14 protein-coding genes are annotated in these 12,737 nt (G+C 48.6%); all 14 read left to right on the top strand.

Going from position 1 to position 12,737, the window contains the following annotated elements:
• The first annotated feature begins 202 nt into the window (after window positions 1-202).
• From trbB to MGMO_RS11920, 14 genes are read left to right on the top strand one after another with little or no spacing between them, the layout of a single operon-like run.
• Window positions 203-1,195, top strand: coding sequence for a P-type conjugative transfer ATPase TrbB (trbB, locus tag MGMO_RS11855; protein ID WP_023495294.1), 993 nt, complete (start codon window positions 203-205; stop codon window positions 1,193-1,195).
• Window positions 1,196-1,218: 23 nt separating this feature from the next.
• Window positions 1,219-1,665: a TrbC/VirB2 family protein gene (locus MGMO_RS11860; protein WP_023495295.1), complete on the top strand. Its 447-nt coding sequence runs from the start codon at window positions 1,219-1,221 to the stop codon at window positions 1,663-1,665.
• Entirely contained in the window at window positions 1,656-1,967 is a 312-nt protein-coding gene (locus MGMO_RS11865) for a conjugal transfer protein TrbD (protein ID WP_023495296.1), read from the top strand. The genes MGMO_RS11860 and MGMO_RS11865 overlap by 10 nt, the downstream gene beginning before the upstream one ends.
• Window positions 1,964-4,531, top strand: a complete 2,568-nt coding sequence (locus tag MGMO_RS11870; RefSeq protein ID WP_023495297.1) for a VirB4 family type IV secretion/conjugal transfer ATPase — start codon at window positions 1,964-1,966, stop codon at window positions 4,529-4,531. Before MGMO_RS11865 ends, MGMO_RS11870 begins: the two co-directional genes overlap by 4 nt.
• Window positions 4,528-5,265 carry a VirB8/TrbF family protein gene (locus MGMO_RS11875; RefSeq protein WP_023495298.1) on the top strand — a complete coding sequence of 246 codons (738 nt, stop codon included), beginning with the start codon at window positions 4,528-4,530 and terminating at the stop codon, window positions 5,263-5,265. Before MGMO_RS11870 ends, MGMO_RS11875 begins: the two co-directional genes overlap by 4 nt.
• Window positions 5,265-6,212: a P-type conjugative transfer protein TrbG gene (gene trbG / locus MGMO_RS11880; RefSeq protein ID WP_023495299.1), complete on the top strand. Its 948-nt coding sequence runs from the start codon at window positions 5,265-5,267 to the stop codon at window positions 6,210-6,212. The genes MGMO_RS11875 and trbG overlap by 1 nt, the downstream gene beginning before the upstream one ends.
• Entirely contained in the window at window positions 6,209-6,643 is a 435-nt protein-coding gene (locus tag MGMO_RS11885; protein ID WP_023495300.1) for a conjugal transfer protein TrbH, read from the top strand. The genes trbG and MGMO_RS11885 overlap by 4 nt, the downstream gene beginning before the upstream one ends.
• 8 nt (window positions 6,644-6,651) lie before the next feature.
• Window positions 6,652-7,992 carry a TrbI/VirB10 family protein gene (locus MGMO_RS11890; protein WP_235557274.1) on the top strand — a complete coding sequence of 447 codons (1,341 nt, stop codon included), beginning with the start codon at window positions 6,652-6,654 and terminating at the stop codon, window positions 7,990-7,992.
• A gap of 4 nt (window positions 7,993-7,996) precedes the next feature.
• Entirely contained in the window at window positions 7,997-8,776 is a 780-nt protein-coding gene (trbJ, locus tag MGMO_RS11895; RefSeq protein ID WP_023495302.1) for a P-type conjugative transfer protein TrbJ, read from the top strand.
• A gap of 4 nt (window positions 8,777-8,780) precedes the next feature.
• Complete coding sequence (locus MGMO_RS11900) at window positions 8,781-8,987, top strand: hypothetical protein (RefSeq protein WP_023495303.1); 207 nt, start codon at window positions 8,781-8,783, stop codon at window positions 8,985-8,987.
• 4 nt (window positions 8,988-8,991) lie between these two features.
• Window positions 8,992-9,339: a hypothetical protein gene (locus tag MGMO_RS11905; protein WP_023495304.1), complete on the top strand. Its 348-nt coding sequence runs from the start codon at window positions 8,992-8,994 to the stop codon at window positions 9,337-9,339.
• A 7-nt stretch (window positions 9,340-9,346) separates the two neighbouring features.
• Window positions 9,347-10,810 (top strand): P-type conjugative transfer protein TrbL, encoded by a 1,464-nt coding sequence (trbL, locus tag MGMO_RS11910; protein ID WP_023495305.1) that lies wholly within the window; start codon window positions 9,347-9,349, stop codon window positions 10,808-10,810.
• Window positions 10,764-11,441 carry a lysozyme family protein gene (locus MGMO_RS11915; RefSeq protein WP_023495306.1) on the top strand — a complete coding sequence of 226 codons (678 nt, stop codon included), beginning with the start codon at window positions 10,764-10,766 and terminating at the stop codon, window positions 11,439-11,441. Before trbL ends, MGMO_RS11915 begins: the two co-directional genes overlap by 47 nt.
• A gap of 4 nt (window positions 11,442-11,445) precedes the next feature.
• On the top strand, window positions 11,446-12,663 hold the full coding sequence (locus tag MGMO_RS11920; RefSeq protein ID WP_023495307.1) for a DUF1173 domain-containing protein: 1,218 nt from the start codon (window positions 11,446-11,448) through the stop codon (window positions 12,661-12,663).
• The last annotated feature ends 74 nt before the right edge of the window (window positions 12,664-12,737 follow it).

Consider the following 12,737-nt stretch of genomic DNA (forward strand, 5'->3'; position numbering starts at 1 on the left):
CGCATTAATATTACGTTTACTTATAATTATATCTATTTGAAAATATTGTAGTTATTAATACATTATTATTGATTATTGTAGCTTAATGAAAATAATGCTTTATTTTTACAATCTGTTGTGGTATTTTACCAGCTAAGCATTCAACTTTAGCAATTTTTACCCGAAGCATTCAACTTCGCGGCGCTAATTGGGGGTTTACACCATGACTGAACTTTCCCTTGTAGGATCAGAACCGGGATACAAAGACAGGATCATTGTCAAATTGGAGCGGGACTTAGGCCCGGTCATCCTAAAAGCCTTGCGTGAGCCAACGACCATCGAGGTGATGGTGAACGCCGATGGCAACATCTGGCAAGAACAACTGGGTATGCCGATGGCCTGTATCGGGACGCTTCACCCTTCAAAGACTGAAGCCATCATCAAGACCGTCTCCGGTTACCACAACAAAGAAGCGACCCGACTGAAACCCGTTATCGAAGGCGAACTCCCCATCCAAACTGCCTCCCGGTCGCTGCCGCGCTTTGCTGGCTCGCTCCCGCCGGTTGTCCCCGAACCGGTCTTTGCCATCCGCATTGGCGCAGCGGCCATTTTTTCATTGGCGGACTATGTTGCTCAAGACATCATGACGCAGCAACAGGCGGTAGTTATTCAAACTGCCATTAAAGAACATCGCAATATTCTGGTCACGGGCGGTACGGGTTCCGGCAAAACTACCTTGATTAATGCCATCATCCAGGAGATGGTGGTTAACGATCCATCAGAACGCATCGTCATCATCGAAGACACCGGTGAAATCCAATGTTCGGCAGCAAACTTCGTCCAGTTCCATACCACTTTTGATGTCAATATGACGATGTTATTAAAAACCACGCTTAGGATGCGGCCTGACCGTATCCTGGTCGGTGAAGCAAGGGGAGCTGAGGCGTTAGACCTTTTGATGGCCTGGAACACCGGCCATGAAGGTGGGGCGGCAACCCTACATGCCAATAATGCCCGAGCCGGATTGACCCGGTTGGCAATGTTGATCAGCATGAACCCGGATTCACCCAGGCCAATAGAACCCTTGATCGGGGAGGCCGTACACCTGATTATCCATATCGCCAAGACCCCGCAGGGACGCAAAATCACGGAAATCATTGAAATCTTAGGCTACGACAGTGGCCAGTATCGGATCAGAACCCTATGTGAACAATAAATCCTTATGGAGGTAAGCAGAATATGCTATTTCTATCGTTAAACATAAAGCTTGTTGTCTTGTTAATCTTACTGGTTATTTCAGTCTCATATGTACCTGAAACCTTCGCCAGTACTGCTGGTGGCGCAAAACCCATGCCCTATGTGGCTTGGCTTGATAATTTAAGGGCTTCGACCTCTGGCCCTGTCGCCTATACCTTGTCACTCATCGGCATCATCGTCTCCGGCGGTATCCTGATCTTTGGCGGGGATTTGAATGGTTTTTTCCGGACGCTGATCTTTATCGTCTTGGTGACAGCGTTGATTGTTGCCGCCGACAATACCTTACGCACCTTACAGGCCGGTTCTGAAATTACCCCACCACCCGTTTTAAGAAGAGACGCGCAACCTCAGGCGTTGTTGTCCCGTCCCCCAGGTGACGCAACGCCMCTTTTTTGCCCTGGTTTTGAAGGTAAGGTGTCATGGCGTTAAATCCGATACCGATCCGCAGAAGCGGCAACCGAGACAATTTATTTCTTGGCGGCGATAGGGAGTTGGTGATGTTCTCCGGCTTATGTGCCTTTGCCTTAGTTATTACTGCCCAAGAATGGACGGCCTTCTTTGTGGGAACGTTTATCTGGTTCGGGGCGATCTTCGCGCTTCGGTTGATGGCAAAATCTGATCCCAAGCTGCGTTGGGTATATTTGCGCCATCGCTTGTATAAACGTTATTACCCGGCACATAGCACGCCATTTAGAGATAACACCGACAGCCAAGGGAGGTGTTACCGATGATCCCGCTTATTATTGGAATTGCGGCCTTGGGATTGGTGTTCCTGGCAACTCTGGGCAAACAGGTCTTTGATTTGAATAGCCAAGCCAGCTTAAAACGCCATCGTTCGAAAGAAGTTGGTCTTGCCGATCTGTTGATGTATTCCGCCTTGGTCGCTGACGATGTGGTGGTGTGCAAAAATGGCTCCTTCATGATGGCCTGGATTTTCCAATGTGCCGATGCGGGGAGTAGCACCGACGAACAAAAAGAGGCGGTTCGGCTACGGATCAATGCCGCCTTAGCCAAGCTGGGGAATGGCTGGGTGTTACATATTGATGCCGTCCGCCGGGTGGCGACGAATTATTCAGATAAATCCTCTTCACATTTCCCAGACCTGATCACCGAAGCCATCGACGAAGAACGTCGCCGATTGTTTGAAAATATCGGCACGATGTACGAGGGTTATTTTGTGCTGACCGCCACCTATTTTCCACCCTTATTGGCGCAGCAAAAGCTCGTCGAACTGATGTTTGACGACGACAGCAAAAAGACCGACAAGTCCGCACTCACCCAGGATTTAATCAAATCGTTCCGGCATGAGTGTGAAAGCCTGGAATCGCGCTTATCTTTGGCGTTTACGCTCAATCGATTAAAGGGGAATACGCATGTCCAAGAAGATGGAAGTGTCCGGATTGAGCATGATTTTCTACGCTGGCTGCATTATTGCGTTACGGGACTTAGCCATCCTATTCAATTACCAAATAATCCGATTTACTTGGATAAACTGATTGGCGGCAAGGAATGCTGGATGGGCGTGATCCCTAAAATCGGTAAACACTTTATTGGAGTGGTGGCTATTGACGGTTTCCCCTTTGATTCCACCCCCGGCATGTTGAATGCCTTGACCGAAATCAATTCTGAATATCGCTGGTCAAGCCGGTTTATCTTTATGGATACCCATGAGGCGGTCGCCCACCTGGAACGCTACCGCAAGAAATGGCGGCAAAAGGTGCGCGGCTTTTTTGACCAGGTGTTTAACCTCAATTCCGGCCATGTCGACCAGGATGCCGCCGCGATGGTGGCCGATGCGGAATCGGCTATTGGCGAGACCAACAGTGGTTTGGTAGGACAAGGTTACTATACCAGTGTCGTGGTCTTGATGAATGAAGACCGTGGTCAACTGCTCAAAGACCAGCGCTTCGTCGAAAAACTCATCAATAAACTGGGTTTTTCGGCACGGATAGAAAGCATTAATGCAATGGATGCCTTTTTCGGCAGTTTACCGGGGCATGCCGTGGAAAACGTCCGCCGCCCCATTGTCAATTCCCTCAACCTCGCCGACCTGATGCCGAGCAGTTCGATATGGACGGGGTTGAATACCTGTCCTTGTCCGCTGTACCCACCGAATTCGCCGCCGTTGATGTCCTGTGTCACCCATGGTTCAACCCCGTTCCGGTTAAACCTGCATGTCCGTGATGTCGGCCATACTATCATGTTCGGTCCCACCGGTTCAGGTAAATCCACCCATTTGGCCTTATTGGTGGCACAATTGCGCCGTTACCAAGGCATGACGATCTTTGCCTTCGATAAGGGCATGTCACTTTACCCTCTGACGGCAGCTATCCGGGCAGTCACCCGTGGCATTAGCGGCAAGCATTTCGATATTGCTGCCGATAACGAGACTTTTGCCTTTTGCCCCCTGCAATTCCTCGACAGCAAAAGCGACCGGGCTTGGGCAATGGAATGGATTGACACTCTGCTGGCGTTGAACGGGGTCGATACCACCCCTGACCAACGTAATGAAATCGCCCTGGCGATATTGAACATGCACCAGAGCGGTTCTAAAACTCTATCTGAATTTACGGTGACCATTCAGGATGAACAAATCCGCGCGGCGATGGCGCAATATACGGTAGATGGCAGCATGGGTACTCTCCTGGATGCCGAAACCGATGGCCTGGAATTATCGGATTTGACGGTGTTTGAAATCGAAACCTTGTTGAGTTTAGGCGACCGCTACGCCTTGCCGGTTTTGCTGTACCTGTTCCGCCGTATTGAACTTAGCCTGACCGGTCAGCCTGCCGCCATAATCCTGGACGAAGTCTGGATTATGTTAGGCCATCCGGTTTTTAGGAACAAAATCCAGGAATGGCTGAAAGTGATGCGTAAGGCCAACTGCCTCGTGCTGATGGCAACTCAAAGCCTGTCCGATGCGGCCAACTCAGGCATCCTCGATTCCATCCTGGAAGCCACTGCCACCAAGCTATTTTTGCCCAACCTTTATGCCAGGGACGAGGACACCAGTGCCTTGTACCGGCGCATGGGCTTGAATAACCGCCAGATCGAGATATTGGCAACCGCCGTCCCCAAACGCCAATATTACACCGTTTCAGAATCAGGTCGCAGACTGTACGATCTGGCCATTGGAACTTTTACCTTGGCGTTTGTCGGCGCCTCTGACAAAGAATCGGTGGCGGCCATTAAACAACTGGAAGCTAAATTCGGTGACCAGTGGATTGATGAATGGCTAGTGCGTAAACAAGTCAACCACAAACAGTTGCTGGTCAAACAGGAGGCTGTCTCATGAATGTTTTTATCAAAAAGCCTATGAATTCTCCAACCCTACAGGGCGGAAAACTCACCGAAAACCCGTATTTTAATGCCAGACGATCCTGGAACGACAATATCAAAAGTCTGGCGGTGGAGCGGCAAACCATCATCCTGCTGGCGTTATTGGCTTTGTTGGTCGGTTTGGCAGGAGTCGGCGGCATCATTTACATCGGTAGCCAGACCAAGTTCGTACCACATATTATCGAGGTTGATAAACTTGGCCAACCTTTGGCTATCGGCACAGCCGAAGGGCTTAACGATGCCAACAGACAACTGGTCATTCGGGCCCGGCTGGCTTCCTTGATTAGCGATGCCCGACTAGTGACCCCGGACGCCCAGCTCCAGTCCGATGCCATTTATCGGGTCTATGCCTCAATTACGCACCATGACCCTGCCATGGAAAAAATGAACCAGTGGTACAACAGCAGCGATAAATCCACGCCCTTTGTCAGGGCGCAAAAGGAAAGCGTATCGGTGCAAATCGATTCGGCACTGCCCCTAAGCGATGAATCCTGGCAAGTCGAATGGACGGAAACCACCCGCGACCGCCAAGGATTTGAAACCAAGCCACCGGAAAAGTGGCGGGCGTTGGTCACAGTATATTTAGTAGCCCCCATCCCTGAAACTACCGAAGAGCAACTGTTTAAAAACCCGTTGGGCATTTATGTCAAGGATTTCTCCTGGAGCAAGCAATTAGGAGGGCAACCCTGATGGTTAATAAGTCCTGTTTTACAGCGTTTTTGCTATTGTCGATAACACCATTAAGTTCATGGGCTAAAGACCTTGGCTTACCGCCCTTGCCACCGGAAACCATCAACGATTATGGCAAGCTACCCGATGCTTATTTAGGCGAACAAAACCCGGTGTTGTCGCCCTTGGAAAAGCAAGCCTTAGAAATAGGCAACCAATGGCGCAATCCTGGCAAACATAATAAAGTCAGCGCAAGCCAAGGCAAACAAGGGTTTATCCAATTTATCTTTGGCGCAAGCCAACCCCGGGTCGTTTGTGCTGTCCTTCAAGTCTGTGACATCGCCTTGCAACAAGGTGAACAAATATCAGGCGTTAATATGGGAGATACCGCAAGATGGTTATTAGAACCGGCAGTCACCGGGCGTGGAGCCAACGAAATCCAGCATATTATCGTTAAACCCTTGTCGGTTAACCTCAACACCAACATGGTGGTCACCACGGACCGCCGTACATACAACATCCAGTTGCGCTCACATCGTAGCGAATACATGGCACAAGTGTCCTTTGTGTATCCGGAAGAAGCCCTGGACAAATGGAAGCACCTTCACCAGCGGGCTGAACAAGTAAAAGAGCAACAAACCCTGCCGGAAACCGGCGAATACCTTAGCAACCTGAACTTTGCCTACACTGTCAGCGGCGATGCCCCCTGGAAACCGGTCCGGGTGTTTAACGATGGATCAAAAACTATCATCCAAATGCCGGAAACCCTGTCACAAACTGAAGCACCGACCTTATTGGCGATTCGAGAAAAAAGCGGCTTGTTTGCCGATGATGAACAAGTCCTAGTCAATTACCGAGTTCAATCGAACCGTTTTATCGTCGATGGCCTGCCCGATAAAGTGATCCTGGTGGCCGGTGTTGGCAGTGACCAGGATAAGATCACTATCGAACGGGAGCATCAACCGTGAAACCGGTCTTACTCAGTGCAGGTTGTTTGTTGGTAGTATTGCTATCCGGCTGTGCCCAACACCCCATCATGCCACCGTTGCCGGAAACCGCAGTTAACACCATCGCCCACGATGCAACGGGACAGTTGGCCAGTTTATATCCGCCCGCCCAAACCCATTTTGTGCTGGAATCGTCTGGAAAAAGTTTGTTTGATGCCAAGTTTAGAAACCAGCTTCGTCTAAGTGGTTACGCCTTGCATGAAACCGAAGAGGATTCTAATTCCCACCTTAACTCTGGGGGCAAACAACTGTCATACGTCCTGGATGCCTTGAACGACATGTCGCACTATGGCTATTACCGGTTGACGCTGACGATTGGCGAGAAACAATTGAGCCGACTGTACGATGCCAATGAGTTAACGAAACCGAACTATTGGTCGTACCGCCAATGAAAGGCACCGTGTCTGATCCTGACGGTTTCGACCTGGATGACGACCTTGAAGTAGGGTCGGGTGTTCGCCGGGTCAATAACGTGCCACTGTATATTGTCATCGCGGTATCTGTGGTGTTTGTCCTGACCATGATGCTGGTGATGGTGCACCGGAGCCAAAACCAACTCCGCCAGGAAAAGGATGAACTACAAAAGCCGAGCGAATCGACAGACCTAGCCAGCCAAATAGTCGGCCCGCACCGGACCGGTTTTATTCCTTCGGCAACGCCACCACTTGCCATGCCAGAAAAGCTGCCACCGCCAACCGCTAACGCAACTCCAGCGCCACCACTGCCACCGGCACCCAGTGATACTCCAGCCAAAGATGAAAAACAGGCAGCCTTGGAGGCTGAGCTTCAAGAGCTTCGCAGTGCCAAACTGGAGCAAACCAAGGCGGCGATCAGTTCCAAATCACAAGTTGCACTGGCGACTGGTGAAATCCATAAAGAAGGGAGTTTATTAGCCGAACAACTCGACAGCATAAAACGGGAAATAGACAGGAACAGCCTTTCCTCGAAAGACCCTATCGAACATTATCAAAAAACCCTCAATTCACTGAAGGCCGCGGGGATACTCCCATCCCAATCGGGACCAGGCATTGCCAATAATGTTGGCAGTTACCAAGCCTTCGATAGCCTGGATGGGGCAAACCGCTTGCAATTGCCTACACAATTGGAGCCGCCTGAAACCCGGTATGAATTACGTGCCGGATTTGTGATTCCTGGCACGTTAATAGGCGGCATCAATTCCGACAGTCCTGGCCAGATCGTCGCTCAAGTGGGGCAAAACGTCTATGACACGGCAACCGGACGGCATTTATTGATCCCTTTAGGTTCACGATTGGTCGGCAGTTATGACAGCGATATCGCTTATGGCCAGGAACGATTACTGGTGGCTTGGCAGCGGATCATATTACCTGACGGTAAAGCCCTGGACATTGGCGCAATGCCGGGGGCAGACAGTTCAGGCTATTCCGGCTTTAACGACCAAACCAACCACCATTTTGTCCGGACTTTCGGTTCGGCGTTCCTGATGTCTGCAGTGATTGCCGCCACCTCTCTGTCGCAGTTAAACGGTAACAACGCAGGGGGCAACAATGGTCAATATTACAATCAGCAAACCACCGCCGGCGCCTTAAACCAGGCTTTAGGCCAGCAATTGGGGCAAGTCACCGCGCAAATGATCGCCAAAAACCTCAATATTGCCCCCACCTTGGAAATCCGCCCCGGTTTCCGCTTTAACGTGGTGGTCACCAAAGACCTCGCGTTCAACAAGCCGTATCAGGCTTTTGATTATTCGCTACAGGAGTGAACTGATGAAAACCTTACAAAAAATAGTATTCCTGATGACTTTTATCATGACCGCACCGGCATACGCCATTTTTGGCATGGGCGATATTGTCTACGATCCCAGCAACTTCGCCCAAAACATTACCGCTGCAATATCGGAGGTGACCCAAGAACTCAAGCAGGTTGAACAATACACCACCCAGTTACGCGAATTGATGACGGCAAAACAGCAGCTGGATGACATGGTGCAAAACACTAAGCAACTGACCCGTTTCAGTTGGGATGATGCCCAAGGCACAATCACGCAATTATTGGGCATCACCAATACCATAGACGGCTTTAAAAACCAACTGGGCAGTTTCGACAACTTCCTCGGAAAATTCCAGGTGATCGACTATTACCGGAACTTGCCCTGTATTGGCGCTAACAGTTGTACCGTTGCCGACCTTGCTAAATTGGCTGAGGTTGACCGGTTAAGCTCGGAAGCCCGAAAGAAAGCCAATGATGCCCTGTTCAGGGGTGTTGACCTGCAACAGCAAAGCCTGCAAAAAGATTCGGCACACCTACGGCAATTGCAACAGGCCGCGCAATCCTCGACCGGACGCTTACAAGCCCTGCAAGCCGCCAATGAATTGGCCAGCGAACAAACTAACCAATTGCTGCAAATCCGTGGGTTATTAATCGCCCAACAAAATGCCTTGGCGACCCAAATGGCCGTACAAAACGACAAGGAAGCCAGGGCGATAGCACTGGAGGAAAAGTTTAAGAGTGGTAAATACAATTTATCCAAAGGCAAAACATGGTGATCTTATGAAAATATTAGCATTCTTGATAAACCACAAATGGTTTGTTTCCATCTTTACGGTAATCATACTAACGATAGCCATCTTGGTGGTCGTTAATAAGCGACCTCCAGAGCAGGCTCTGCAGCAAACTCAACTTACTGAAGAACAACAAGCCAAAATAGACAAATTTAAAAGCGGTAACTACCAGTTATCCAAACCGAAAACATGGTGACGATATGAATCTCCTTACGTTAATCAGTCAACACAAATTTCAAGCACTGGTCATTCTGCTGATGGGTTTGATGCTGTCAGGCATGGGAATCTTGATTGAACAGCAGCGGCAAAACCAAGTGGTCTTAAACACTTTGTTGAACAAAAATTCAGCAACCACAGTAGAGGCGAATGAAAACAAAAAACTGCTTGAGTTGCTTAAGAGCATCCAAGCAACCCAAGCCGAACAAAATGCCTTAATTGCCCAATGGGTGTCAACCAGTAAAGCCCAAGCCCAACTAAAAATTCCCGCATCAAAAATGAATAAGTTTAAAAGCGGCAGCTACAAATTATCGAAAGGTAAAACCTGGTAGTGGTCAGATGAAAACGTTACGGACTGGCTTAGTGCTTATTTTATTGCTGTCAGCGGTTCTAACCTCCAATGACGTACTGGCTGCTACCCCTGATAGTGGGGTATTTGATACTGTGATGGGTAAATACCAATCCTCTGCAGCAGGCTGGGAAAAGACAATTAAAACCCATGCTTACCAACTGTTTTGGGGCTTGACGCTGATCAGTATGGTGTGGACCTTTGGCATTTTGGCCCTCAAAAAAGCGGATATTTCAGATTTCTTTGTCGAATTGATTCGTTTTCTGGGATTCACCGGCTTTTATTTATGGCTGCTTGATAATGGCCCACAAATGGCGATGGCATTTATCAATTCCCTGAAAGGGATCGCGGGTGAAGCAGCCAATGTGAAGGGCTTGGAACCGGTTGGCATTTTAAATACCGGACTGGATTTTTTTCAAAAGATCGTGGATGTCACCGATTTTTCCGTTGGTGCGATATCCCAGGCCATCATTTCAATGATTATTGGGCTCGTCATCTTGTTTTTATTTGGCTTGATCGCCGTGAATATGATGTTGCTCAATATTGCTGGCTGGATTTTAGCTTATGCCGGAATATTCTTTTTGGGGTTTGGCGGTTCAAGATGGACTTCTGATATAGCAATTGCTTTTTACAAAAATGTCTTAATGGTGGGAGCCCAGTTAATGACCATGATGCTGGTGGTGGGAATAGGGCAATCCTTTATTGCCGACCTGATCAACTTGATGTCGGCAGAAGTTGTGATGAAAGAACTCGGGGTGATTCTAATCGCCACTTTAGTTTTATACGGCTTAGCGAATAAAGTGCCAACAATGGTGTCTTCCATCGTCACTGGGCATATCAATACTGGCCATATTGGGCAGGCAGGAACGGGCGCATTGCTGGCCGGTGCCACAACAGCCGCAGCGGTCGCCAACCAAGCCGCCCAAGCGGCTATATCGACAGCACAATCAATGTCAGGTGGTGTTATGGCACTTCAAGCAGCCCTGAAGAGTTCAAGCGGAGATAACCAAACTGCTTCCAACACGTCATCCATGTTAGGAAATAGCGGAAGCAATACCAATAATTCAGGAAGCAACTCACTCGCATCGGCGATGGGGGATGCGGTTGGCAGCATCGGTGGTATTGGAAATACAAGCCCATTAACTTCTAGTGAAAACCAGACTGAACAACAAGCCAGTAATTCAAGACCGTCTTCATCAGTTTCCAGCCAAAAAAGCGGTGGAGAATCGTTTGGCAAAGCCTTAGCCAGAGGTATTGGCGAGTTGGCAAAAGATAAAATCGCCCAAACCAAGCAGAATATCCGTGAAAACACCTTCGGCGGCAAATTAGCGACGGCGATTGCAAATCCGGGGGCATTAGCCCAGCAAAGTGCAGGCTTCAAAACAAGTAAAGAAACGCCTAATTTCAATGCTGAAATCGCTGCTTTCCGCGATAAGAAAACCAAAATGGGGTAAGCAAGCCATGCAAGCCGATGTTCCAGCCTATTATCAACAAGAAAGGGTCGAATGCTCAATCCAAGCGGCGAACCATTACCGCATTCCTCCCTTAGTCTTGCTGGCTGTCGCTGAACAGGAAGGCGGCAAGCCGGGGCAAAAAGTACGCAACATTAATGGCACGTATGATTATGGGGTGATGCAATTCAACACGGTTTCCCTGGCCGGTTTACGGCCCTATGGCATCAACGTAAACCATGTATTGGCCAAAGGCTGTTATCCCTACTACCTGGCGGGATGGCGGATTGCAGGTCATATTCATAACGACCAAGGGGATATTTGGCAACGCGCCGCGAATTACCATTCCAGGACACCGTATTACAACAGTGTCTACCGATCAAACCTCATTCGACGTGCAGCAAAAATTGCTTCTCGTTTAGATGCCAAACAAACTGCGCCTGGAATAACTGTCAATTCATCGCCACAAAAGGCGCGACCAGTTAAACAAGTGAAATCCGATCAAATCCAGGAACCATTCTCAGCATATTCTGCACCAATTAAGGTCAATGGCTTCGATAACCTTAAGGCCTATCCTCTTCAATTCAAACAACGCGGCTCGTTTGGGGAAACACCAGCCATAATAGGATGGTAATCCGATGTCAGCACACTATATCGTTCAAGGCGAGAAGATAGAGGCGAACGGCGAAGGACTTCAAGCGTCCTTAAGAAGAGCCTACCCCAAAAAGATACGGCCATTATGCCCTTGCAAACAGCCGCCCGTTGAAATGTATATCGCTAAAGTAAATGATCAATTTATAGTCAAACGTATGCCCAACACCGGAAGTGACCACGACCTTGAATGCGGCTCTTACGAAGTTCCGCCAGGATTGTCTGGATTGGGGCAAGTGCTGGGATCGGCCATTAAGGAAAATAGCGGAGATGGCTTGACAGCGCTCAAGTTCGGATTCTCCTTATCGAAAGGTCCAACAAAGACAATCCCTACGGGCAACGGCGAAGAAATGAACAGCGTTAAGACTGACGGCAATAAACTGAGCTTGCGGGGTACGTTGCATTACCTGTGGGAACAAGCCGGATTCAATAAATGGTCACCTGGCATGGCAGGCAAACGGAATTGGTTTGTCATCCGTAAATACCTTTATGAAGCGGCCAAAGATAAAACGGCAAAAAACATCTCCTTAGATAAGCTGGTTTATATCCCCGAAGCCTTTAAGCTTGACCAAAAGGACGAACTTACCCAAAGACGGCTTGCCTCCATCCATTCATTAAGAAACGGTGACAATAAACATAAGCAGCTTATGCTTATGGTGGGCGAGGGGAAAGAAATCACTGCCGCCAGATTTGGCTACAAAATGGTTGTCAAGCACTTGCCGGATTTTCCTATTATGTTGAACGATGACATTTATCACCGCCTATTAAAACGCTTCAATGTTGAAATTGAGATATGGTCGGCCAATGTGAACGGGCATTTGATGGTTATCGGGACGTTCGGGATCAATGATTCTGGCATTCCTTCCTTTGAAGAAATCGCCTTGATGACGGTGACTGAACATTGGATACCCTATGACAATGCCGATGAACTTAGGTTGATTAACACATTGACCCAAGCCAACCAGTGCTTTATCAAATGCTTGCGTTATAACTTGCCTTCAACTGTTCCTACGGCAAGTTTACTTTTAGCGGATAAAGACAAAATGACTACTGCTTTGTTCATCTGTCAGTCTACTGCCAGTGAAACCTACAGAAATGATCTAAATGCATTGATTGAAAGCAGTGAAATCAAAACTTGTGTTTGGGATGTTGGGTATGAGGTGTTGCCCAAGTTTCCATTTCAGGTATCAGAGGATTTGAAGTGAAATTGACATCTGGCTTATAGTTCAATACGGCAACTGTTTCTTGATATCGAAACCAAGAACGAATGGAACTGAAT

It is taken from the genome of Methyloglobulus morosus KoM1, from assembly GCF_000496735.2.
Lineage (GTDB): Bacteria > Pseudomonadota > Gammaproteobacteria > Methylococcales > Methylomonadaceae > Methyloglobulus > Methyloglobulus morosus.

What these genes read in the sequence shown, in the direction of transcription:
- MGMO_RS11870 (WP_023495297.1), top strand. Translation starts at nt 1,964, where the DNA reads ATGATCCCGCTTATTATTGGAATTGCGGCCTTGGGATTGGTGTTCCTG.
- trbL (WP_023495305.1), top strand. Translation starts at nt 9,347, where the DNA reads ATGAAAACGTTACGGACTGGCTTAGTGCTTATTTTATTGCTGTCAGCG.
- trbB (WP_023495294.1), top strand. Translation starts at nt 203, where the DNA reads ATGACTGAACTTTCCCTTGTAGGATCAGAACCGGGATACAAAGACAGG.
- MGMO_RS11905 (WP_023495304.1), top strand. Translation starts at nt 8,992, where the DNA reads ATGAATCTCCTTACGTTAATCAGTCAACACAAATTTCAAGCACTGGTC.
- trbG (WP_023495299.1), top strand. Translation starts at nt 5,265, where the DNA reads ATGGTTAATAAGTCCTGTTTTACAGCGTTTTTGCTATTGTCGATAACA.
- MGMO_RS11865 (WP_023495296.1), top strand. Translation starts at nt 1,656, where the DNA reads ATGGCGTTAAATCCGATACCGATCCGCAGAAGCGGCAACCGAGACAAT.
- trbJ (WP_023495302.1), top strand. Translation starts at nt 7,997, where the DNA reads ATGAAAACCTTACAAAAAATAGTATTCCTGATGACTTTTATCATGACC.
- MGMO_RS11900 (WP_023495303.1), top strand. Translation starts at nt 8,781, where the DNA reads ATGAAAATATTAGCATTCTTGATAAACCACAAATGGTTTGTTTCCATC.
- MGMO_RS11875 (WP_023495298.1), top strand. Translation starts at nt 4,528, where the DNA reads ATGAATGTTTTTATCAAAAAGCCTATGAATTCTCCAACCCTACAGGGC.
- MGMO_RS11920 (WP_023495307.1), top strand. Translation starts at nt 11,446, where the DNA reads ATGTCAGCACACTATATCGTTCAAGGCGAGAAGATAGAGGCGAACGGC.
- MGMO_RS11915 (WP_023495306.1), top strand. Translation starts at nt 10,764, where the DNA reads ATGCTGAAATCGCTGCTTTCCGCGATAAGAAAACCAAAATGGGGTAAG.